We start from the raw sequence: 23,756 nt of genomic DNA, 5'->3' as shown, positions 1-23,756 counted from the left end.
GATAGTATGTCAAATAATAATCGTACATCGTCGAATTACGATTGATTTTTGCAAAAATAATCACGTTATCATTCATGCTTATTATAGAAGATGGACAAGTAACGTGAGTGATAGTATCAATATTAACTACATTAAAATGGTGTTAGTGAGTTGATCAAATAGAGCAATACGATCTCGATTAATTCGATAACACATTTTGGGTGGGATAGATTCTGCAGTAATAAAGCCTGCTTGTTTCAATACACGTAAATGTTCAGAAACCGTTGATTGAGCCAATCCTAATTCAGAGACCAAATCGCTGTTTAAACAGCCTCCTGATTTTTCTAATGTTGATAATATTTTTAAAATACGAACGCGAGCAGGGTGAGACAATGCTTTTGCTAATGACGCAAATTCTTTTTCTTGTTGCAGGCCATGTTCTGACGTTGAAAAAGAACATTTATCTGTCGGTTTGCATTGTGTTGCCATTGTCTACTCGTTAGTTAATCGTAAAAACACGATGAACTATAGGCGTATTAAAAAAGAAGATCAAGCCGTCATGGTTGAAAAAGTAAGGTTGTTACAAAGAAAAGAGTGAAGGAAGTCTAAAATTCGGATAGACATGGACGAATTATGCACAAGTTTTCGACATGTCTTCCGCTACAGTGAATAGAGAATGAGTGTTCAATTAAAGGAATGGCAATGTTAACGGGTGTTTCTTCATATCAAAATTCAATGGTGTACCCTCAACCAGTAGTTCCAACGTCAATGGCGACAAATTCGTCTACAAATACGGCATTTGTTATTAATCATGATCAAGTGACGCTATCGAATGAAGGCAAAGCGTTGTTGTATGCACTTCAAGAAATTGAGAAAGAAAATCATTATAAACAAGAAAGTGATCGAGACATGAGCGAACAAGTCGAGTCTTTTGCTCATGGCGCTTTAGGTATTAATCCCCCAAGCGCCCTTGAAGAAGAAAATGATACCTCTTATTCTGCGGGGCAATACGTTTCTGCCGCATTAACCGTGGGCGGGATTTTACTCGCGTTAGTATAGTGTTTTGATATTACGTTGTATTTTTTGAATGTCTTAATGTATCGTGAAGTGTCTATTACTTCAAAATAACGTTAAGGAATGAATATGTTAGCTAAATTAGGAATGGCGATACAGGCGCTGTTAGCAGTGGCGATTTTCTATTTGGGATTTACGATTTATTCATTCACCAATACCATTACCGTTGTTGTTAACGATTACCCAAAATTCATGGCTGAAATCACTAAAACTGCGGATAAACTGGAAATAGACCAATGGTTGTTATTAGCAAAACACGTTGAAAAATTAACGCCTCAAGTATTAACCTTAGTCAGTGAGGTTAAAAATACCGTCAATAACGTAAACCAAACGGTCGTATCGGTCGATAATAAAATTCCTCTGATCCTTAATGAAGTCAAAGCCATTCGAACTGAATCCTTACCAGAAGTTATTACGGTAATGAATGCTGTAAATAATAAAACCGTACCGAGCACATTGGTTGAATTAAAAAATTATCGCGAGCACGTTTTCCCTAACGCGTTTGTAGAAAGTAAGGGATACCGTGTAACGACAATTCCGGCGGTAATTAAAGAGTCGGAAAAATTACGTAAAGAAGTACCACCAATCATGCTTAAAGCCGATCAGATTATAGATAAAACAGAAGAATTATCTCAACAAGCAACTCAAGGTGCAGTGAAGGGCGTTATTATGTCACCTTTTAATTTGCTAAGAGAAGCAGGTACTGAGATTCAATCTAAGGTAAAACAATAATCTGTAGTGAACTTCCGCGTTTATTATTCTGATTATGCATAAAAACCTCATTTTTTTATTTAACAAAACAGAACCGCTACACTTACTGTTGATACACTTTTAATATCGAAAACGTCTTGAATATCTGGCCGATGAATAGTCGGATGTTCAAGGATAAACACGAATTTTTAAGGATGATCAATATGTCGTTATTGACTGGTGCGTTAAGTCACTTCTCTAATCCCAAAGCAAATGTAGAGGCTGAATACTCAGCTGAACAGCATGCTATTTTAAATGTGGCTGACTCAGAGAACGCTATTCGTGATATTACACAATGGCCAAACTACGCAGCTACGCCATTGTATTTGTTGAATGATATTGCCAGTGCAGCAAAGCTTAAAAAATTGTGGTACAAGGATGAATCACAACGCTTTGGTTTAAAAAGCTTTAAAGCATTAGGCGGTGCCTACGCCGTCGCTCGTCAGCTACAAATACTGCTGCATAAACAGTATGGAAAAATGCCCACGACAAAAGAGTTATTAGAAGGTAAGTGGAAATCAGAGGTTGCTGAAATTGTTGTGAGTTGTGCAACCGATGGTAATCATGGGCGCTCAGTGGCATGGGGAGCGCAGATGTTTGGCTGTGGTTGTGTGATTTATATTCATCGCGATGTATCAGAAGGTCGTAAGCAAGCGATGGAAGCTTTTGGTGCAGAAGTGGTTCGCATCAGTGGAAACTATGATGAATCTGTGCGATTAGCTGACTCTGAAGCGAAAATGCATGATCGAGTGATTGTGTCTGATACCTCGTATGAAGGTTACATGGATATTCCAAAAGATGTCGCTCTAGGTTACACCGTCATGCTTGCTGAAGTCGTAGAGCAATTGGATGGAGAGATCCCTTCTCATGTTTTCATACAAGGTGGTGTAGGTGGATTAGCATCAGCTGTGTGTGGTTATTTTTGGGATTTATGGGGTAAACAACGTCCGCGTTTTATTATTGTAGAACCAGAGCAAGCGAATTGTCTTCAGCAGAGTGCGCAAGCTGGCAAGCCCGTGGTTGTTGGCGGGGATTTAGAGACATTAATGGCAGGTCTTGCTTGCGGTGAAGTCTCAAGTTTAGCATGGACTATTTTAGAGAACGGGGCCGATGATTTTATGACCCTAAGCGAAGACGCGATCCCTCAAGCCATGCGTTTACTTGCCAAAGGCTATCAATCGGATGGGTCTATTGAAGCCGGAGAGTCGGCGGTTCCAGGGTTTGCTGCCGCTATTTTAGCTCGTCAACATTCTGATTTTTCACAAGCCATGCAATTGAACTCATCAAGCCGCGTGTTAGTCATTGGGACTGAAGGGGCGACAGATCCTGAATTGTATAAACAGCTTACGGCGTAATCGCGATTGTTTTATTCGTCTTAATAAATAGATAAAAGGTGTAAGGTTTGGCTTTGCACCTTTTATTCTTGATAGTCATCAATTGGAATTGTTAATCCTACCTTTACAGGGTCCATCACCACATTTGTTTGAAAACTTTTTATATTTGCATTATCAAAGAAAGCCTCACGGGTAAACTTATCGTATCCCTCCATATCTACCGCCGTCACAATCAAAATGAAATCTGAATTGCCTGTAACGTAATAGCATTGCTGTACGGATCGATTGGCACTCATTTCTTTTTTAAAGTTATGCATTAAATCTACGCGTTCTCTTTCTAACGTGACTTGCACAATAAAGGTCATGGTGTGCCCAATGGCTTTTGGGTTTATTACTGATACATCAGCTTGAATAATCTGTTGTGCTCGCATTCGTTTTAAACGGCGTTGTACTGCGGCGGGTGATAATCCAACTTGTTCCGAAATTTGATCTGAGGTTGTACGATTTGATATTTGCATTATGGATAAAATATTGCGGTCTAAATTATCGAGAGAAATTGCCGGAGGTTGAGCCATATAAATAATACCCTTTCGAGCGATGTCTTTTTTATTAACGTTATTAACATCTATGGAGTGTAAGAAAATACCCATTATCTAGGTGTGTGTTTTATTCACTAGGTAAAAAATAACTATAGCATTCATAAATGCGGAAAATCTTCATTTATAGGTCGGTTATAAAGGAAATTCGTCAAAATTATTGCTGTATTATTGATCTTGTAAACAAAATGTAAAGAGAAAACATTCATTGATTTGACCTGATATCGATCAATGAGTAAACATTTTCGTAACAAGATGATGGAGTGGTGTAGCGTTTAAGTAAGAGAGGCTAGTTCCTCTTATATTTTATAGCAACACTGACGTTCACAATGATAAGGACAAGTCGCATGAAGGTTGAAAGTATTGTTCCGCAATTTGAATTAGAACAATTAGCTCCGGCTGGTCGTATCGGTGTTATTGCCCTAGCGACTGATTTCAACATTGAAAGCGATTTGCGTCAGTTATATCCATCGGATGTACAGGCATTTACTAGTCGTGTTCGTAATGTGAATCCGTTAACGATTGAAAACTTACGTAGCATGGCTCCTGGGATCAGTGCTGCCGCCGATACGATTCTTCCTGGTACGGATTTGGATGTCATCATCTATGGCTGCACATCAGGAACGGTAGCGATTGGGAGTGATCGTATTACGACACTTATTCATCAGACTCGCCCGAATGTAGCAGTAACAAACCCAATAACCGCTGCTTTGGCTGCTTTTGAGCGATTAAACGCGAAACGACTTTCTATTCTGACGCCTTACACTGAAACCGTAAATCAAGAGATGGCGATGTTTTTTATCGAACAAGGTTACGACGTTTTAAACATTGCAGGGTTTGCTTTTGAAGACGATACGGCCATGACTTACATTTCCCCACAAGATATTCAGCAAGCGGCAATAAACGTATGCAGTCCTGATGCTGATTTACTTTTTATCTCTTGTACTGCATTACGTTCAGCAAGTGTGATTGAAGCACTTGAAGCGACGTTAAACAAACCGGTGGTGAGCAGTAACCAAGCGTTAGCGTGGCACTCATTACGACTTGTTGATTACCCACGTCCAGTCAATGGGTTTGGGGTACTAATGGCGCAATACTTGGCGTTATAGCCTTATCTTATTTTTCATTTCTATTCTCTGAATGTGGGCTTAATCGCCAAGGAGTATGCATTATGTCGTCATCTATTTTTATTGACCAATTTTCAGCGCAATTGATTGCTGATATGACGGAATGGCGTCAGCATCTGCATCGTTTTCCTGAGTGTGGGTTTGATGTCAATCTAACGGCAGACTTTATCGCGGATAAACTGCAAAGCTTTGGTATTGCAGTGGTGCGAGATATTGGGAAAAGTGGACTTGTTGGTATTTTACGTAATGGTAATAGCACCGCTAGCATTGGGTTGCGAGCGGATATGGATGCGCTACATATTCATGAACAGAACACATTTTCACATTGCTCACAGCATGATGGAAAAATGCATGCCTGTGGTCATGATGGACATTCGGCGATGTTATTGGGTGCCGCATGTTATCTAGCCGAAACCCCGATATTTGATGGCACTGTGTATTTTATTTTTCAGCCTGATGAAGAGCATGGCCGTGGGGCGCAAGCCATGATTGATGACGGACTGTTCGAGCGTTTTTCGATTGATGAAGTGTATGGAATTCATAATTATCCCGGCTTAACAGAAGGGGAATTAATGGTGCGTCCGGGATCGTTAATGGCCAGTGAAAGCAGCTTTGAAATTACCATCAATGGTGTTGGGGGGCATGCGGCATTACCCCATCAAGGTATTGATCCTATTGTTGTGGGAGCGCAAGTGATAATGGGACTCCAGACGATAGTGTCCCGTAATTTAAGTGCGATTCATGAGACTGCGGTCGTGTCCGCGACAGAATTTGTCACTAATGGAACCGTGAATGTGATCCCATCACAAGTTGTGATTAAAGGCGATTGTCGTTGCTTTACTGAAGATTCGTTGACGAGCATTAAAGACAGCATGGCTCGCATCGTTGCGGGAATTTGTCAGGCTGCGGGCGCGAAACACACCTTTGAATTCATCAATACGTTTTACCCAACGGTGAATAATCCTGAGCAAACGGCGTATTCGGTTCAAGCTGCACAAAAAGTTTTAGGCGTCGATAAGGTGAATGCCGCGTGCGACCCGTTAACTATTTCAGAAGATTTTTCCAGTATGTTACGTGTGAAACCCGGTTGTTATGTGTTACTCGGAAATGGCACAGAATCGGTGGGTGGGTGCGCGTTACATAACCCCAAATATGATTTCAATGATCGGATCTTAACGTTGGGTGCGAGTTATTGGATTCAACTGGTCAATGACCGGTTAAATCAAACAATAAACTGCGAATGAAAGCAGTGGATAGCTAATCATTTTGAACGTAATCATTCGATTCAAAATGTCTTTAGGACAGCGAGTTATAAGGAAAATAAAATGAAACGATTAGGCATAGCATTACTGGGTTTAGGCATGATCTTTGGCGCACAAGCTGAGACTTGGAAGTTCGCTTCAGAAGAAGATAAAACGGACGTTCAAGATATCTACGCGCAAAAATTTGCAGAGACGATAAAGAAAGAATCAGACGGTGATATTCGTGTGCGTATTTACTACTACGGTCAGTTAGGTACGGAAAATGATATTGTCGAATTGGCAGCCAAAGGAACCATTCAATTTGTGGCGGTTGGTGCCGGACATTTAGGTTCTTATGTCCCTGAAGTACAAGCGGTGAGCCTACCATATGTATTAGGCACGAATGAAGCGGTGACTCATAAAGTATTGACACAAAGCCCAACGATTTATAATGAGTTGGCTCCGAAATTTGAAAGTGTGAATTTAAAGCTGCTTTCAATGATGTCAGAAGGTGAAATGGTATGGGGTGGGAATAAACCGATTCGAACCCCAGAAGATTTTGCAAATCAAAAAATTCGTACTTTCACATCAACCATTCCGGTTGAAACGTATAAAGCATTTGGTGCAACACCAACCCCGTTATCATGGGGTGAGGTTTATGGCTCATTACAGCTAAAAACGATCGACAGTATGGTTAACCCAATTTACTTTATTTACAACGCAAAATGGCATGAAGTGCAAGATTACTTGATGTTTCCAGGCCAACAGCCTTATGTCAGTACGGTTTCAACCAACAGTCAATGGTACAAAGAATTATCCGTAGAAAAACAAGCCATGGTAACCAAAGCGATTAAAGCCGCAGATCAAGCGGCGTACGATTATCAAATCCGTATTAACAAAGAAAATATGGATAAAATCTTAAAGGAACGTCCGGATATGCAAGTGATTGTCTTGACGGAAGAAGAGCGTAATCGTTTTAAAGCGTTAAGTGAAAAACTGCACGCGACTTACTTTGATGTTGTTGCCAATGCTTATCCATCAACAGAGCAAGAGGCCGCACGTCAAGGGGCGGAAGACATTCTACAAAACATCTTAAAAGAAGTGAAAGTGGCGTCAGCGACGCAATAAGATCCTTTGTATGGAAATAGTGCTGCACTGATGGCGTATTTCCTAATTACCTTTATCTATTTATAAGCGGTTTATTGTTGACTGAGTATGGTTAGGTAAAGGTATTGCTGATTGTTGTATGGAGCTCAGCGTGTTATGAAAGACTTGTTACATAAAATCAGTGCGGTGACTGAGAAGTTAGAACGCTTTTTAATTATGACCGCCATTCTCGTTATGATGATGAATTCTACGGCGAATGCCATTGGCCGTTACGCCTTCAATAAAAGTATCTTCTTTTCTGAAGAATTGAATCAGTTTTTGATAGTGGCGGTTACCTTTATCGGCTTCGCGTATGCCGTAAGAAAAGGCCGCAATATTCGCATGACTGCGGTGTATGATTCACTCGGTTTACGAGCACAAAAATACCTAACCACACTCATTGCTCTATTCACTTCTATGTTGATGTTTTATCTTGCCTACCAAGCCTTTTTATATGTTGAAGAATTGAAAAACTTGAACAGATTAAGCCCTGCATTGCAGATCCCCGTGTATTGGGTTTATGCGATTATCCCAATAGGGTTAGCGATAGCGGGTTTGCAATATGGGATGAGTTTTCTCATGAATCTGATTCATAAAGAAATTTATTTGTCTTTTGATGTGATTGAAAATAAAAACGATAAAGTAGGTGAGTTGTAATGAGCGGAGTTATGCAGTTTTTCTCAGACATCATTGCTGGTGAACCCGATATTTACGTCATCACATTTACCTTAGTGGTTGTGATGGTGGTATTGCTTTTCTTGAGTTTTCCTATGATTGTTCCTTTGGCAGTCGGTGCGTTAATCGGGTTGATTCACTTTTCACAAGTTGATCCTGAAGTCATTATCCAGCAAATGGTCACGGGTATTTCACCCAACGCGTTGATTGCAGTACCTATGTTTATTCTTGCTGCCGATATCATGACTCGGGGGCATACGGCTCTGAATTTATTAGGTTTAATTCAAGCGTTCGTCGGTCATTTACGTGGTGGATTACCGATTACAACCTGTATTAGTTGTACGCTATTTGGGTCAGTGTCAGGTTCAACACAAGCCACCGTCGTGTCTGTTGGGCAAATTATGCGTCCGAAATTACTTCAAGCGGGTTATAAAGACAGTTTTGTCATGGCGCTAATCATTAATGCCAGTGACATTGCCTTTTTGATCCCACCAAGTATTGGGCTGATTTTGTATGGAACCTTAGCCAACGCGAGTGTCGGTGAGTTGTTTATTGCGGGTATTGGGCCTGGTTTGGTTTTGGCGGGATTATTCTCATTCTACAGTTACGCTTACAGTGTGAAGCACAGCGACAGTCTGACGTTAGTTGAGAAGACCACAATAGAAGAAAAAATTATCGCAATTAAAAAAGCGATTTTACCGCTAGGCTTTCCGACTCTTATCATTGGTGGTATTTATTCTGGCATCGTGACACCGACAGAAGCCGCTTCATTTGCCGTGTTGTATGCGATTATTGTGGAATGTATTTTCTATCGTAAATTGAAAGTAAAAGACATTTGTGATGCGGCGTTAAGTACGGGACTCATTACGGCCGTTGTTTTTATATTGGTCGGAATAGGACAGGCATTTTCATGGTATATCTCGTTCGAACAAATACCTCAAGAGTTGCTGGCGCCGCTGGATCTTGAAAACGCGTCACAAGAGTACATTCTGTTTGTGATTGCGTTGTGTTTCTTTGTCGGCTGTATGTTCGTCGATTCATTGGTCGTGTTGTTGATTTTGACGCCAATCTTTATGCCTATCGTTAATGGGGCAGGGTTAGATCCAATTTTAGTTGGGGTTATGGTGACTCTGCAAATGGCGATTGGCTCTGCGACGCCACCTTTTGGTTGCGATATATTTACAGCGATTGCGATTTTTGAAAGGCCTTACATGGAAGTGATTCGTGGAACATTGCCTTTCTTCTTAATTTTACTGTTTATGTCTGCGTTGTTGATATTCTTTCCGAGTATTGCCTTATTTCCACGAGATGTGCTGTTTAATTAATGCGGTCTGATGATCGAATATTGACTCAATAAAGGATGAATATAATGAGTACATTGCCTTTGATTTCTCCGGCGAGAGGGTTTGAATTTATAGAATTTGAACAACGCACAGCTCTATTGCAACAATCTATGTGTGAGCAGAATATTGATGCGGTGTTTTTTACAACGGAACCTGAATTTCGTTATTTTAGTGGTTTTAAATCGCAGTTTTGGGAGAGTCCAACAAGGCCGTGGTTTTTGGTTATTCCTGCGATTGGGAAGCCGATAGCGGTCGTCCCTGAGATTGGTGTTTCTGGGTTTGACACTACGTGGATTGATGATGTGCGCAGTTGGCCATCTCCAAGGCCAGAAGATGATGGAATAACCTTGCTAGCTTCCACGTTAGCTGAAGTGAGCACGGGCGCTCGTCGATTAGGGGCGATGCTAGGGCCTGAAACGCATTTGAGAATGCCGATTGCAAACTTTACCGCTCTTCAACAGCGACTTCGTCAGCATGATATGGTCGATGTTTCGTTGATTATACGTCATCTTCGGAGTATTAAATCGATGGCCGAAATTGAGAAAATTCGGTTTGCTTGTCAAGTGACGGCGGCAGGGTTTGACTATTTACGAACTCATCTTACGGTAGGCATGACAGAACGTGAAGCTTGTAAAGCAATGCACTTAGAAATGTTGCGTCTAGGTGCCGATGCGTGTCCGTATTTGATCTCGGCATCAGGCCTGGGGGGCTACGACAATATTATTATGGGACCAACGGATCGAGTATTAAATGAAGGCGATGTCCTTATTATTGATACAGGGGCGAATTTTGATGGCTATTTCAGCGACTTCGATCGTAATTACGGTTTTGGTCAAATAGCTCAAGAGACAATTGATGCGTATGATGCCGTTTATGCTTCGACGGAAGCGGGATTACAAATAGCGGCGCCGGGAAGAACTACCGGGGAGGTGTGGCAAGCCATGTGGTCGGTTCTTGAGGAGGCCGGAGCATTAGGGAATGATGTTGGACGGATGGGGCATGGATTAGGAATGCAGCTAACGGAATGGCCCTCAAATGTGCCTAACGGAGATGTTGAGTTGAAACCCGGCATGATTTTAACCTTAGAGCCGGGAATGGCTTTTGCGCCTAATCGTATGATGGTGCACGAAGAAAATATCGTTATCACTGAATCAGGGTGTGAAATGCTACATGACAGAGCGTGGCAACAAATGCCCATTATTGAATAAACCTGAGTGTGGTACGTATAGAACAGACATAAAAAAGCCGATCATAAGATTGGTTTTTTTATCTCTGAAACTAAGTATCGTATTTATTCTGTGATTTGAATCTCTGTAGAGAATTTGATTGTTCTTAATGAGATGGAAGTATGAAATTTCCGAATATTCAAATCAGTATGAAGGACCCGCTCAACAAAATGCTCATAGGCTTGTATATCTTCAACTATGAGGATCAACATGAAATCGTAATTGCCAGATATTTGATAACATTGGGTTATTTCTGGTGATGCCGTCATTGATTGACGGAAGTTTTTATATATATCACCACGGTCTCGCTCCATTTCAACTGAAACTAAGAAGGTTAATTTCTTGCCCACTAATTCAGGATTAACGATGGAGACATCTCCAATAATGACGTCCTGATCGCGTAATCTTTTTATGCGCTTCAAACAAGCAGGAGCCGATAGACCGACAAGCTCGGCTAATTCAATATTGGGTATTCGATTATTTTTTTGTAATCGAACTAAGATATTACGATCAATTCTGTCTAATTCCATAATTTCTTATATCTCTATTTTGAGCGGGTAATATTTCTTATTATAATTTAAATAAGAAATCTTCTGCACTGTTTGTGGTTGTTTTTGAAATATACGTCACGGTTAAGTTGATAGAATAGAGTCTTACTGTATTAGCATATGGACATGATATGAATCTTTTTCTTCATTTTTTCAAAGAGCTCATTCGAGACATTATCAACGTAACGTGGACACTATTTAAGATTATGATACCAATCATTATTCTTATTAAAATAGTGGAAGAGATGGGAGGGATCATACTCCTTAGTAACCTGTTAAGCCCTTTAATGGAAACGGTCGGTTTGCCAAAGGAAATGGGCTTGGTATGGGCAACGACGTTATTAACCAATATTTATGGTGGGCTAATCGTTTTTATTAATACAGATATGCCATTAAGTGTGGCTCAAGTCTCTATATTAGGCAGCATGATGCTATTAGCCCACTCGTTACCGATTGAAGCGGCGATAGCGAAAAAAGCAGGGGTGAATTTATCTATGACCTTACTTATTAGGATTGGTGGTAGTTTTGTTCTTGCGTGGTTACTCCACCAGACTTATCAAACGGGTGACTATCTTAATCAACCAGCAGTGACCTTGTGGCAACCTGATGCTGTAACCGATACTGGTTATCTTGCATGGGGAATTGGACAAGTTAAAAACTTCGGGGTTATTTTTTTGGTTATTTCTGGGCTATTGTTTACGTTGAAAATTCTGAAATTACTTGGAATTGAGAAACTGATGGCTGTTCTATTGAGACCTTTTTTAAAAATACTAGGGATCAGTAAAGAGGCGACCAACTTAACCATTATTGGCATTACATTAGGGTTGTCGTTTGGTGGGGGATTATTGATTAATGAAGCAAAAACCGGACATATACCCGCAAGAGACGTGTTTACTGCCATTATGCTACTCAATTTACTGCACAGTTTAATAGAAGATACGTTATTGATCCTATTAATCGGGGCGGATTTTACTACGATTTTTTGGGGAAGATTAGTCTTTTCTGTTGTAGTTATATCAGTCATTGCTGCGGGCGTGAGAAGATTAAGCCCTCAATTGTGTGAAAAATATTTCTATCGTAACGTCGCGTTATCTCATTAAGGTAGAAAATGATTACGACACAAAAAAGCCGATCATAAGATCGGCTTTTTTCATTTTATAACCTGTCGGTTTGGGGATGTTAGTGGCTAATTAAAGCTCGCCAACGGTTGCCCAAACGGCAGCTAATACGTCTTGACCAAAGGCAACGCTTCGCTCTGGAGACCAGCCATACAGCTCATCAGCGTGGCTAATATGATCTTTAAATGGCATTTCAACAGTATAAGAAAGACATTTGAATTGTTCGCCTACCCAGTTAGAGCCAACGGTTAAGTTTGCTGTACCCGGTGCGTCTTTATCGTAGCCAATGTCATCTTGGAATTCTGGCGTGATAACCAGTAATGCTTGCTTGAATGTGGTTTCTAGTTTCGCAATGCGTTCATTGTAAGAAGGAATGCCTTCACCACCGGCAACGAAGTTGTATGGAATCGCTTCATCGCCGTGAATGTCTAAGAACATATCAACGCCCGTCGCTAACATACGTTCGCGAACTAAGAATACTTCAGGTGATCTTTCCATTGACGGCGTTTGCCATTCACGGTTTAAGTTCACGCCAATGCCGTTAGTGCGTAGGTGTCCACGGATACTGCCATCTGGGTTCATGTTAGGAACGATGTGGAATACTGCGGTATCAAGTAGAGCACGGCCAACGGTGTCAGTTTCATCTAATAAACGAGATAATAGACCTTCAATGAACCATTCTGCCATTGTTTCACCAGGGTGTTGACGGCCGGTGATCCAAATGTTCTTTTTGCCTTCTTCTGGCTCACCAATCGTTAGAATACTGATGTCGTTGTTATCCAACGTAACGCCCAGAGTTTCTAATTGGCAGCTGTGGTGCGTTTGTGCACCGTGCAATAAATCTTGGTGACGATCGTACGAGTAAGGTGCAAAGTACGCGAAGTACATTGAACGGTACTCAGGCATCACGTTAAAGCTTAACGTATCACCATCAAATTCTGTTGGAATGCGGAACCACTCTTCACGATCGTAAGAAGCAACCACATCGTAATCTTGCCAACCTTCTGGGTAAGCTGATTTTGCTAGACCTAGAATCTTAAATGAATGCTGTTGTTGAGGCTGGCTTTCTAAGCGAAAATGAAACCACTGAGCGATCTCAGTTTGATTATCGGCAGGAATAGTCAGTTGGATATCATCTGGCGTATTCGCCGCTACTACATGGATATTTCCACTTTCAAAATTGCTGAATATTTTCATATTTATACTACTTCACTTATTGAGGTATTTATCAGATTAGCACTAATTCAATGTCTTGTTTAATACTTTAGCTAAGCGAGTTACGGCTTCAACCAATTCTTTTGGTTTTGCATTGGTGAAGTTTAATCGTAATGCCGCAGGGCTGTTTTCTGGATTTGGATAAAATACTGGGCTAGGTACAACCGCAACGCCATTGCCAATTAATGTTTTTGCTAACTCAAACGTGTCGCAATCTGGCAGAGATAGCCAAATGAACATGCCGCCATCTACGGGTTTAAGCTCGCAAGATGAAGGAAGTTGTTTTTTGAGTTCAGCAAACAGCACGTCATAACGTTCTTTGTATAACGTTTGAATTCTTTCCATGTGCTGTTCAAATTTTTCATGTTTAAGTAAACCAACAAGCAACGCTTGCATAGGCACGCTTGAGTGTAAATCAGCGCCTTGTTTCACTTTAATCAATGGTTCTAAGTAGCTTTTCTTGCCTGTAACTGCACCAATTCGTAAACCCGGAGAAGCAATCTTTGAGAATGAACGTAACACGATAGAATCTTGTGGGCAGAAAGTGGACACCATTGGAAGTGCTTCACCAGTAAATCGAAGTTCACGGTAAGGGGCATCTTCAATAAATGCAACCTTGTATTGAATACAAAGCTCAGCCACTTTTTTACGTGTTTCTAATGACCAACAAACCCCTGTTGGATTATGGAAATCAGGCACGGCGTAAAACATTTTTGGTGAATCTTGAATAAAGCATTGTTCTAGTTCTTCAAGGTTTGGGCCAAAATCCGTTTGAGAAACGGTCGCGATATTGGCTTGAACTAAACCAAACACTTGCATTGCACCAAGGTAACTAGGCGCTTCCATTACAACGGTATCATTTGGGTTTACATAAGCACGAGCGATAAGGTCTAAGCCTTGTTGAGAACCCGTACAAATCATAGGCATGTGTGTCTCTGGTAATTGGTAGGTCTCTGTTAGAAGCGCCAACAGAGGTCCATAACCTGCGGTTGCCCCGTATTGAAAGACTTCTGGCATATCAGACAGACTTTCTAAGGTTGGTTTCATCAAATCAATTGGGAACGTCTCTTGATCAGGTAATCCACCTGCTAATGAGATGACATTCTTGTCAGTGGCTGCGGCTAAGATCTCTCGGATGTAAGAAGATTGGATCTGTTGCAGTGAATAAGCGATTTCCATATGTGTTCCCATAATATTCAATTTATTTTTCTCTCTTGATAGTACAAGGCGTTGCTTAACTATGTTTGTCCGTTTATGCTTATAAATATGTCCATTTATGCTATTTTTAATTAATGAGCCAACAACACATATCCAGAATTAATGATGTCTTGTTTTATATTCATCAAGATATCAGCCAAGAACTTGCCGTAAAAGAGCTTGCGGATGTGGCTGCGTATTCAGAGCAGCATTTTCATCGCATCTTTAAACAAGTGGTTGGGGAGTCTATTCATCAGTATATTCGTCGAACACGCATGGAATATGCAGCAAATCAGTTAATGTTTGACACCACTTCTACCGTGCTCGATATTGCGAATACCTGTGGTTTTAGTTCACTGTCTTCATTCAGTCGTGCATTTAAAGCCACGTTTGATATGTCTCCGGGAGAGTGGCGTAAGCATGATTTACAAATATCAGATAAACCGTATTTAAAAGATCCAGAAATTGCAGCAGGGTACTTGGCGGTTGCTGATAGAGATTTACCGCCGCCTAAAATTATTGAAGTCCCCGAGTTATTAGCCGCCTATGTTCGACATGACGGTTATAACCGCTCTATCAGAAACGCGTGGTTAATACTTAAAGCGTGGGCGAATTCAGAGAACCGAGACTTCTCGACCCAATTTGGTTTGCATCATTCAAACCCTGCGTGGGTCGATTTGAATAAGTGTCGTTATGTTGCTTGTATTGCGATAGATAAACCGCTGAAATACCGAGGTGTTGTAAACCAAATGGTGATCCCCGGTGGTTTGCATGCGGTGTTTCGTTTGCATGGCGTGTATGGGCAATTATTGCCACAGATCAGTACGGTATTAGAGAAGTGGTTGCCAGCGTCAGGCTTTAAACTGAGATCGACACCAGCGTTTGTTCGTTATCATCAAAATCATTTTCTTAATGAAAACGAACAATTTGAATTGGATTTTCATCTGCCTATTAGCTTTTATTGATGACTTCTTTAGGTGTTGATTTTCGGGTTTTAATACTTGAAACCATAATCGAGAGTATCACAAGAATAAGCGCGTATTTTTGGCCGTTTGAGATTGGTTCATGGTAAATCCATACCGCTAAGGCAAGATGAAACGTCGGCTCAATATACTGTAATAGGCTGATCTTACTTAAGGGGGTTTTTAGTAACGACACACTGAGCAATAAAATGGGAATGAGTTGCAAGGGTGCTGTTCCCATTAATTTTCCCCAATCCATCAAAGCAATATCAGATGAATGAGTAGTGATGTACCACAACGCCAGTGGAGCAAAGACGATATGCTCAAAGAAAATGCCCCCAAAGGTATTCAGTTTGATCAATTTCTTGGTGGCAATGTAACTAGCAAAAAAGAGTGAAATTCCCAAACTCAATAGCGGTAATTGTTTATCTAAAAGAACATAAGTCACAATCGCGAGCACCATTAAAACTAACGCCATTTTTTGAGGTAATTTAATCGTCTCTTTGAAGAACATAAATCCCATAAAAAAGACCAATACTGGCGTAATATAAAACGCTAATGAGGCAGCCATAATGTTATTAATGGTAGTGGCATACACAAAACCTACCCACGATAAATTCATAAATATACCAGCGACAGCAGCCAGCGCGATGTTCTTTTTTGTGCATTGGCTGCGATCAAGCAATGTTGGTTTTATGAATAAGATAATCATCAAAATAGCGGCAGACCAAAAGATTCGATTTGCCAATATTAACGCGGGATCAATGTTGCCTATTTGATGAAAATAGATAGGGACTAAACCCCAAATAACAAAAGCCAACGAACCAAAAAATGTATACATAGCCAACCTTTGTATTAATAAATGAACACAAGCTCAACAGTGAGAGATGCGATTCTATTCTGTTATGCAGAACTTTGCTATTAGGTAATGCATCCCATATGATGAAATGGTTAAAGGAATAAAAAATAAGGGAATAAGGATATGTCGACAAACAAAGCAATACTTTACTACGTGTATGATCCAATGTGTTCGTGGTGTTGGGGTTACAAACCAATATGGGAAAAAATTAAGCAGACGATCTCAAAGGATGTTGATATCGTTTATGTGCTCGGTGGATTAGCGCCTGATTCAGATGAACCTATGCCACAAGAGATGCAAACGCAAATTGCGTCATATTGGCAAAAAATAGAAAATTATTTAGGCACTACGTTTAATCATGATTTTTGGGCGCAGAATACGCCTCGTCGTTCAACATACCCTTCTTGTCGAGCCATTCTTGCCGCTCGCTCTCAAGGTGCAGAGCAGGCAATGCTTGAGTCAATTCAACACGCTTATTACTTAAATGCCAAAAATCCAAGTGATAATGAGGTGCTTATTGAGTGCGCTAGAAACATTGGTTTAAACGTTGCACAGTTTGAATCGGCGTTATTTTCTCCTGAAGTTCATCAAATGTTATTAGATGAGATCGCTTTTTCTCGCTCGATTGGTCGACGTGGTTTTCCGTCTTTGTTTTTAAAACAAGGAGAGGAGCTAACGGATCTTCCTATTGATTATGAAAAGTCAGAAGGAACCGTAGCATTATTAAAAAGTTGTCTATATTAAATAGTAACTCACTTGATCTCCTAAATGGATAAGGAATTATAATGACAAATGAATATACACCGCCACAAGTGTGGACGGTAGACTCTGAAAATGGCGGCCAATGGGCAAGCATTAATCGTGCTGATTCTGGTGCAAGACATGAGAAGGCGCTGCCTATTGGTGAACATGCATTACAGCTGTATTCCTTAGCTACTCCAAATGGACAAAAAGTAACCATTATGCTTGAGGAGCTTTTGGCTTTAGGTGTTGTTGACGCTGAATACGATGCGTATTTGATTAATATCGGAGAAGGTAATCAATTCTCATCAGGCTTTGTCGATATTAATCCGAATTCAAAGATCCCTGCGTTGGTTGATCATTCGGTCGATCCTGAACTTCATGTGTTTGAATCTGGGGCTATTTTACTTTATTTAGCCGATAAATTTGGTCATTTTTTACCAAAAGACATTGCGGCACGTACCGAAGTCATGAACTGGCTGTTTTGGTTGCAAGGATCTGCCCCTTATCTTGGTGGTGGCTTTGGGCATTTTTACGCGTATGCACCAGAGAAGTTCGAATACCCAATTAACCGTTTTACGATGGAAACTAAACGTCAATTGGATGTACTTGATAAGCAATTGGCAAAGAATAAGTTTATTGCGGGAGACGAATACAGCATTGCTGATATCGCGATTTGGCCATGGTACGGCAATCTCGTGCTTGGCAATATTTACGATGCGGCCGAGTTTTTAGATGTAGAAAGCTATGTGCATGTTGTTGAATGGGCAAAAACGATTTCAGAGCGTAAGGCAGTACAGAGAGGGAAAATTGTTAATCGTTCTTGGGGTGAAGAATGGGAGCAAGTACCAGAGCGTCATTCTGCTGAAGATATTGATATGGTATTAAAAAAGCAACCTAAGTAATTGTATTTATAAGTTATCTATTTGAAAAAAGGCGACAGTATTATACTGCCGCCTTTCTTTTATTCGCTATAATTCGCTTTATTATATTAAGGTCTACGGGTTACATTTCAAATAAGAAGTAGTAACCATAACCAACCACAAAGGCAGGGACTGCTGAGTAGAAGGTCGCGACCATTGCCGCTTTTGGTGCTAATGCAATCGCTGGGAAAAGTGCATCGCCATCATTTGAAATTGCATTTGAAAGCTGTGCAGACATCGGCATTGCACCAGATAGGTACAGACTCGTGACTAATATTTGAGGACCACAGCCCGGTAATAAACCAATCGCTAAACCAATTAAAGGCATCCACATACCGTAACCTAAGAATACGGTGTGTAAATCGACACCTGAGAAATAGGTAGTCAGTTCAAAAATTAAGAAAGCCACAATCACCCAAGCTGAAACAAAGTTAGTGTCTTGCGCTGCTTTTTGAATCGGATGAGAAGTCACACATTTATTGTCTTCAGAAACCGTTGATTGATAATCACTGATCTCTTTGGTTAATGACCATAACAACATACTACCAATGGCTAACGCGGCTCCAATCCACTCAATTGTGTGCTCAGGAACATGAAGCAATTGGTTAATATCGACTTGGAAAGAGCCTAACACCGCAACGACAGTCGCAGGAACTAATACCCACTTCCAAAATGCACCTTGTAGATTAATCGCTTTAACTTGTAAGCAAGGTATATCGCGTTTAGGTTCCACAATTTCTTTCGCTTCTGGGCGTAAGAAGTCGTCTTTATGCAAGGCGTTTACAATAATGCCAGATACGGCACCCACAACCACACCTAACGCCATCACTCCAAACCCGACTTTAGGTTGTGCTGCAATCAATAAGAAAGCCGCATCACCCATGGTAGCCGTTAGAACAGCAACCACTGACCCAAAGCCTACTTTGCCACTAATGTATTGAGTGGTAACAACGATGGCGCCGCCACAGCCCGGTAATGCACCAAGTAAAGAAGAGAAAACAACTTGGTTGGTACGAGATTTATTATATAAGGCCGTAATGCGGTTGGTTTTACCCATAATGTTAGATAGGTAATGATAAATGACCAACGTGAAAGCCACATAAGTAGAAACTGCCCAAAATGCATCAGAAAGAGTAGTGACAGTGATGGTGCGTGTTGTTTCCGCCGCGACTAACGCGAGTAATGTAATAGGCAATAATAGACGCTTGTGTTGCAGTGAGAACTGCGAAAACGAGAACGATTGTGAAAATGAATTAGTAGTCATCATAATTATAAAGCCATCAGTAAATGCGAATGATTATTAGTATATGCAAATGAGAATTATTATCAACTATCATTTTGATAGGAAATACCTATGAATATATTAATTTTATTACTGTTCTTTAAGCAGAAGAAAAAGCTGCATAGTTATTTAATTGCAGAGAATAGTTAATTAAAAGCGAGCAAATGTTAAATAAAAGTTGTGATTGTGCGCTTGTTTGATGAGATTAAATGCTACTGAATGAATTAGATTTGCTAGTATCTTGATCAACAAAACTCAATAGAGTGAATTAGGCGATTACTTTTATTATAGGTAAGCCAAGAAAAAACGCAGAACAATTATGAGGGAATATATGAAAGCAGTTGAAGCGAATTTTGATGGTCTTGTTGGACCAACGCATAACTACAGTGGTTTATCGGTTGGAAATATTGCCTCTAAAAATAATAAATCTGGTGCTTCAAATCCAAAACAAGCGGTGAAGCAAGGCTTAGAAAAGATGAAAGCTTTGCATGATATGGGGTTTGTTCAAGGGGTATTAGCCCCTCAAGAACGCCCTGATATTGTTACGCTACGTCGTTTGGGTTTTTCTGGGTCAGACGCTAATGTATTGCAACAATCACATCAATATTCTCCTCAGTTACTCGCGGCTTGTAGCTCAGCATCAAGTATGTGGACAGCAAACGCAGCGACAGTATCCCCAAGCTCTGATACGGCGGATGGAAAAATTCACTTTACGCCCGCAAACCTCATTAATAAATTTCATCGCTCAATTGAAGATGAAGTGACAGGCAATATTCTAAAAGCCACGTTCGCAGATGAAAAACACTTCTCACATCACGAAGCCTTGCCACACAGTGATTACTTTGGTGATGAAGGCGCAGCGAACCATACGCGTTTTTGTAATGAGTACGGTGAACAAGGTGTTGAGTTTTTTGTGTTTGGTAAGAGTGCATTTAATGACCGTTACCCTGCACCTAAAAAATACCCTGCGCGACAAACACTGGAAGCCAGTGAAGCGATAGCAAGAACACACGGTTTGCGTGATAAATTTACTGTGTTTGCACAACAAAACCCTGATGTTATCGATCAAGGGGTTTTCCATAATGATGTTATTGCTGTCGGTAATAAGAATACGTTATTTTGTCATCAACAAGCGTTTTTGAATCAAGAACAAGTGAAGTCTGATTTAAGTGCTTCTTATGGTTCTGGCTTTAATGTTATTGAGGTGCTAACTGATGAAGTCTCTCTTCAAGATGCCGTAGAAACGTATTTGTTCAATAGCCAATTAGTAACAAAGTCGGATGGTAAAACCTTGATCATTCTTCCACAACATTGTCGTGAGAACCCAAGAGTGTGGGCTTATTTAAACGAGCTTGTGGAGCAAAAACGTGGCATTGATGAGTTACATACCTTTGATTTAAAACAGAGTATGCAAAATGGGGGGGGGCCAGCTTGCCTTCGTTTACGTGTCGTATTGAATGAAGCAGAGCAGAAGGCTGTAAACCAACAGACATTAATGAATGATATGTTATTTTCAACGTTGAATGCGTGGGCAGATAAACACTATCGTGATCGCATTGAAGACAACGATCTTGCGGATCCTCAATTGCTATTAGAATCTCGTGCAGCATTAGATGAGTTAACGCAGATCATGCAACTTGGTTCAGTGTATCCGTTCCAAAAATAACATTACGTAAGTTTTTAAAATACGGTAATGGCTTCGATTTTCTATCAAATCGAAGCCATTTTTATTTCGTATTGATAGAAAATGCACGTGTGTTAACGTTGTTAATGACGATGGAAACTCACTTCAATGTTATCTTTTTCATCGTGTTGATAGAGAGCAAGTTGCCATGATTTTTGTGCGTCAGTGGTTTTTTTACTGACAATAAACGCAGAATGTAATTTGGTATTGCTGATGATAGCGTGTCGGTATTCATGGCTTAACTCTTCGGTAATATAGACGCGAGCTTAAATTACGCTGTTTACATTGTAAATCCCAGTTATATGGTCGTTTCTCTAATTAATGTTGACCCTCAATTGTTACGTAATATGGAAGCACTCGTACTTATTGAGTTTAGTTTTAAGTTCAGCTCGTGAAGATTTACGTCAGGTATAGATCAAATTATAGACAATATAACTAAAATGTTATCAGTTTGATTCTCAAAAAGAATATTAATGCTTATCATATTGAGAATTGTAATATAAATTCTTTTAGAATCAGTTGGTTGATATAATGGTACAGACTATGCATCACCTCATTATAGACAAAGTATAAATGAGGGAACATTATGAAGCCAAGTTATTCAATACCCTATATTGCTGCATTAAGTATCGCGTCAGGGTTTAGTACTCACTTAGAAGCCGCCATTCCATTTACTTCCTGCCCGAGCCAAGCGTTTATGGTGCAGAATCCTTCTGGTACCCCTGTAGCCTATGGCATAAGCCTTGATGTAGGTAGTTATAATACGTTGTCTTGGAAAGTAGGTGAGGGGAAAATTAATGGGATAGGCTACAACGTTCATGATGATTATATCTACGGATGGGATTATGGTGCGCAAACGCTTACTCAAATAGGTTCTGACTTCATTTCAACCCCTTTGTCTGTTTCTAATCTGCAGGTTGGTCCAACTTCATTCTATGTAGGTGATGTCTCTACCATTGAAAATGCATGGTATGGCTATCGAGTCAATAAAGGTTTTTTTCGAATTGACCTCGATACGTTAGAGATGACTAAAGTAGCTAGTTCAGCTACGGTTGGTAATCTTCGTATTCTAGATATGGCTTTCCACCCAGATGACGGCATCATTTACAGTGTCGATAATTACGGCTATCTGTATAAAATCGATCCAAGTACGGGCGGTAGTACCAAGCTAAATCAAGTTATCAGTAGTAGCAGTGTTGGTCATAGTTTGTCATTTGGAGCACAGTATTTTGATGTGGATGGAAACCTTTATCTTAGTAACAACGGGAATGGTTATATTTACATCGTCAGTATAAATGATTCAAATTCTAGCTCGGCTTTTTTTGCTTATGGTCCATCAAGTAATTCAAATGATGGAGCACGTTGTGCGTTTGCGCCTGTAGGACAAAATGAAAACAGTGATTTTGGTGATGCACCGGATACCTATGGCACATTGTATGATTCTTTTGGTGCTCGTCATGCGATTTCAGGTTTAAAATTAGGGGCGATAGTTGATGGAGAAAGCGAAGCGTATGCGTACCCACTTTCTGATGACTCGTCCGATTTAAGTAATGATGACGATGGTATCTCTTTTCCTGTTCCGCTTGAAATTGAAGAAACAAGTTTCATTTACGCAGAGGTTGATGGGGCCGATGGAGAAGGAGTACTTAGTGCTTGGATTGACTGGGATCAAGATGGTGAATTTAATGACGATGAAATCATCTTGAACAGTGAATGGGTTGATGATGGGCAGAATCAGCTTTACTTTGAGGTTCCGAGTTGGGCGCTTAGTGGGGATACTTGGGCTCGATTTCGTTTAAGTCATTCTTATGATATTGGCCCAAATGGAGGGGTGAGTGCGGGTGAAGTTGAGGATTATCCCGTAACCGTTACCGATCAAGGGGTTTCTGTTGAGCTTTATCCAGCAGGCTCTGGGTATACAACGTTCGCTTATGAAGATCAATATCCAAAGGTGGGTGACTACGATATGAATGACGTACTTATGAATGTTAAGTACACGGAGTTTAGTCACAATAATAAAGTGATACAGCTTAAAATTGAAGGTAAAATCGCCGCTCTTGGTGGCATTTACCACTCAGGTTTTGCGATTCGTTTGCCCGGTATCAGCCCAAGTAAAATAAAGTCTCGTTCGGTTAAATTATTCATCGATGGTGAGTTGCAAAATGTAGACGTACTCGAAAGTGGCACTTTAGATGCGGTACTTATTGTTCATGAAGATCTCTGGTCATTTACCGAATCAGGAGAAGATGATGGTTGTACTATGTTCCGTACTGAATCAGGGTGTGGTACTGATCATCGCCCAAATTGGTCTTTAATTATTCCATTGGCGATACCTATTCCCCAAGCACAGATGCCGGACTTCCCTTACGACCCATTTATTTTTGCTACACCTGGTTATTATTATGGTGAATATGGGCTGCAAGTGAGTGGTGGGCATCCTGGACGTAACGTAGAAGTACACCTTAAAAATCAAATGCCAACGTCAAAATTTGATAATGGATACATTGGGAAAAGTGACGATGCGACAAACGCAGGGAATGGTACGTACTTCCACACCAGTAACGGCCTTCCATGGGCGATTGAAATTCCATTAGATTGGAAACACCCAATAGAATCTGTCAGCATTCTAGAGGCTTATCCACAATTTGCTGATTTTGCTCAAGATGCAACAGGACAAACCGCTCCAGATTGGTATGTGAATCCCACGGCTAGCAATATCTATATAGATTAAGGAGA

General features: G+C 40.5%; 22 protein-coding genes. 15 read left to right on the top strand and 7 right to left on the bottom strand.

The genetic code is table 11. The features are described 5' to 3' along the window. Positions 1-126: 126 nt before the first annotated feature. Positions 127-468, bottom strand: coding sequence for an ArsR/SmtB family transcription factor (locus tag AACV33_RS02405; protein ID WP_182699809.1), 342 nt, complete (start codon positions 466-468; stop codon positions 127-129). Positions 469-681: 213 nt separating this feature from the next. On the opposite strand from AACV33_RS02405, the gene AACV33_RS02400 reads away from it, so the two are divergent. The 3 genes from AACV33_RS02400 (at position 682) to AACV33_RS02390 (ending at position 3,158) form a co-directional block, all read left to right on the top strand. Continuing rightward, the gene (locus AACV33_RS02400; RefSeq protein ID WP_182699808.1) at positions 682-1,038 is read left to right on the top strand and encodes a hypothetical protein; all 357 of its coding nucleotides are present in this window, start codon (positions 682-684) and stop codon (positions 1,036-1,038) included. 84 nt (positions 1,039-1,122) lie between these two features. Beyond that, the gene (locus AACV33_RS02395; protein ID WP_182699807.1) at positions 1,123-1,785 is read left to right on the top strand and encodes a hypothetical protein; all 663 of its coding nucleotides are present in this window, start codon (positions 1,123-1,125) and stop codon (positions 1,783-1,785) included. Positions 1,786-1,967: 182 nt separating this feature from the next. Continuing rightward, positions 1,968-3,158 carry a diaminopropionate ammonia-lyase gene (locus AACV33_RS02390; RefSeq protein ID WP_182699806.1) on the top strand — a complete coding sequence of 397 codons (1,191 nt, stop codon included), beginning with the start codon at positions 1,968-1,970 and terminating at the stop codon, positions 3,156-3,158. A gap of 62 nt (positions 3,159-3,220) precedes the next feature. On the opposite strand, the gene AACV33_RS02385 is transcribed toward AACV33_RS02390, so the two are convergent. Next, complete coding sequence (locus AACV33_RS02385) at positions 3,221-3,712, bottom strand: Lrp/AsnC family transcriptional regulator (protein ID WP_017021954.1); 492 nt, start codon at positions 3,710-3,712, stop codon at positions 3,221-3,223. Between the two features lie 368 nt (positions 3,713-4,080). Here AACV33_RS02385 and AACV33_RS02380 point away from each other — a divergent pair, with 368 nt between their 5' ends. From AACV33_RS02380 to AACV33_RS02355, 6 genes are all read left to right on the top strand, one after another. Then, the gene (locus AACV33_RS02380; protein ID WP_182699805.1) at positions 4,081-4,842 is read left to right on the top strand and encodes a maleate cis-trans isomerase family protein; all 762 of its coding nucleotides are present in this window, start codon (positions 4,081-4,083) and stop codon (positions 4,840-4,842) included. Positions 4,843-4,904: 62 nt separating this feature from the next. Continuing rightward, entirely contained in the window at positions 4,905-6,104 is a 1,200-nt protein-coding gene (locus AACV33_RS02375; protein WP_182699804.1) for a M20 aminoacylase family protein, read from the top strand. Positions 6,105-6,185: 81 nt separating this feature from the next. Continuing rightward, complete coding sequence (locus AACV33_RS02370; RefSeq protein ID WP_065609624.1) at positions 6,186-7,229, top strand: TRAP transporter substrate-binding protein; 1,044 nt, start codon at positions 6,186-6,188, stop codon at positions 7,227-7,229. Positions 7,230-7,364: 135 nt separating this feature from the next. Further along, positions 7,365-7,904: a TRAP transporter small permease gene (locus AACV33_RS02365; protein WP_017021950.1), complete on the top strand. Its 540-nt coding sequence runs from the start codon at positions 7,365-7,367 to the stop codon at positions 7,902-7,904. Continuing rightward, positions 7,904-9,247 carry a TRAP transporter large permease gene (locus AACV33_RS02360; RefSeq protein ID WP_182699803.1) on the top strand — a complete coding sequence of 448 codons (1,344 nt, stop codon included), beginning with the start codon at positions 7,904-7,906 and terminating at the stop codon, positions 9,245-9,247. The genes AACV33_RS02365 and AACV33_RS02360 overlap by 1 nt, the downstream gene beginning before the upstream one ends. Before the next feature lie 44 nt (positions 9,248-9,291). Continuing rightward, entirely contained in the window at positions 9,292-10,473 is a 1,182-nt protein-coding gene (locus tag AACV33_RS02355; RefSeq protein WP_182699802.1) for a M24 family metallopeptidase, read from the top strand. 83 nt (positions 10,474-10,556) lie between these two features. Here AACV33_RS02355 and AACV33_RS02350 read toward each other — a convergent pair whose 3' ends face one another. Further along, positions 10,557-11,021, bottom strand: a complete 465-nt coding sequence (locus AACV33_RS02350; protein ID WP_017021947.1) for an Lrp/AsnC family transcriptional regulator — start codon at positions 11,019-11,021, stop codon at positions 10,557-10,559. 149 nt (positions 11,022-11,170) lie between these two features. Here AACV33_RS02350 and AACV33_RS02345 point away from each other — a divergent pair, with 149 nt between their 5' ends. Beyond that, on the top strand, positions 11,171-12,139 hold the full coding sequence (locus tag AACV33_RS02345; RefSeq protein WP_065609616.1) for a hypothetical protein: 969 nt from the start codon (positions 11,171-11,173) through the stop codon (positions 12,137-12,139). A gap of 90 nt (positions 12,140-12,229) precedes the next feature. Here AACV33_RS02345 and AACV33_RS02340 read toward each other — a convergent pair whose 3' ends face one another. After that, complete coding sequence (locus tag AACV33_RS02340; RefSeq protein WP_012551504.1) at positions 12,230-13,354, bottom strand: M14 family metallopeptidase; 1,125 nt, start codon at positions 13,352-13,354, stop codon at positions 12,230-12,232. Between the two features lie 42 nt (positions 13,355-13,396). Beyond that, a complete protein-coding gene (locus AACV33_RS02335; RefSeq protein WP_023602955.1) occupies positions 13,397-14,551 on the bottom strand; it encodes an aminotransferase-like domain-containing protein in 1,155 nt (384 codons plus the stop codon). Positions 14,552-14,664: 113 nt separating this feature from the next. Between AACV33_RS02335 and AACV33_RS02330 the strand changes: the two genes are divergently transcribed. Further along, positions 14,665-15,534: an AraC family transcriptional regulator gene (locus AACV33_RS02330; RefSeq protein ID WP_065609614.1), complete on the top strand. Its 870-nt coding sequence runs from the start codon at positions 14,665-14,667 to the stop codon at positions 15,532-15,534. Here AACV33_RS02330 and AACV33_RS02325 read toward each other — a convergent pair. Then, positions 15,521-16,372 carry an EamA family transporter gene (locus tag AACV33_RS02325; RefSeq protein ID WP_017021942.1) on the bottom strand — a complete coding sequence of 284 codons (852 nt, stop codon included), beginning with the start codon at positions 16,370-16,372 and terminating at the stop codon, positions 15,521-15,523. The genes AACV33_RS02330 and AACV33_RS02325 overlap by 14 nt on opposite strands. Before the next feature lie 141 nt (positions 16,373-16,513). Between AACV33_RS02325 and AACV33_RS02320 the strand changes: the two genes are divergently transcribed. Further along, positions 16,514-17,134: a DsbA family protein gene (locus AACV33_RS02320; RefSeq protein WP_017021941.1), complete on the top strand. Its 621-nt coding sequence runs from the start codon at positions 16,514-16,516 to the stop codon at positions 17,132-17,134. A 41-nt stretch (positions 17,135-17,175) separates the two neighbouring features. After that, entirely contained in the window at positions 17,176-18,036 is an 861-nt protein-coding gene (gene yghU, locus AACV33_RS02315) for a glutathione-dependent disulfide-bond oxidoreductase (protein ID WP_017021940.1), read from the top strand. A gap of 100 nt (positions 18,037-18,136) precedes the next feature. Here yghU and AACV33_RS02310 read toward each other — a convergent pair whose 3' ends face one another. Then, the gene (locus AACV33_RS02310) at positions 18,137-19,321 is read right to left on the bottom strand and encodes a putative manganese transporter (RefSeq protein ID WP_017021939.1); all 1,185 of its coding nucleotides are present in this window, start codon (positions 19,319-19,321) and stop codon (positions 18,137-18,139) included. A 346-nt stretch (positions 19,322-19,667) separates the two neighbouring features. Between AACV33_RS02310 and astB the strand changes: the two genes are divergently transcribed. Both astB and AACV33_RS02300 read left to right on the top strand, forming a co-directional pair. Further along, positions 19,668-21,002, top strand: coding sequence for an N-succinylarginine dihydrolase (astB, locus tag AACV33_RS02305; RefSeq protein WP_182699801.1), 1,335 nt, complete (start codon positions 19,668-19,670; stop codon positions 21,000-21,002). Positions 21,003-21,606: 604 nt separating this feature from the next. Beyond that, positions 21,607-23,751, top strand: a complete 2,145-nt coding sequence (locus AACV33_RS02300) for an LruC domain-containing protein (protein WP_017021937.1) — start codon at positions 21,607-21,609, stop codon at positions 23,749-23,751. Positions 23,752-23,756: the final 5 nt, after the last annotated feature.

The sequence above is a fragment of the Aliivibrio sp. SR45-2 genome, assembly GCF_963890165.1.
In the GTDB taxonomy this organism is placed as follows: Bacteria; Pseudomonadota; Gammaproteobacteria; order Enterobacterales; family Vibrionaceae; genus Aliivibrio; species Aliivibrio salmonicida.
The sequence above is the reverse complement of the archived record's forward strand: the minus strand, read 5'-3'. Positions and strand labels throughout refer to the sequence as shown.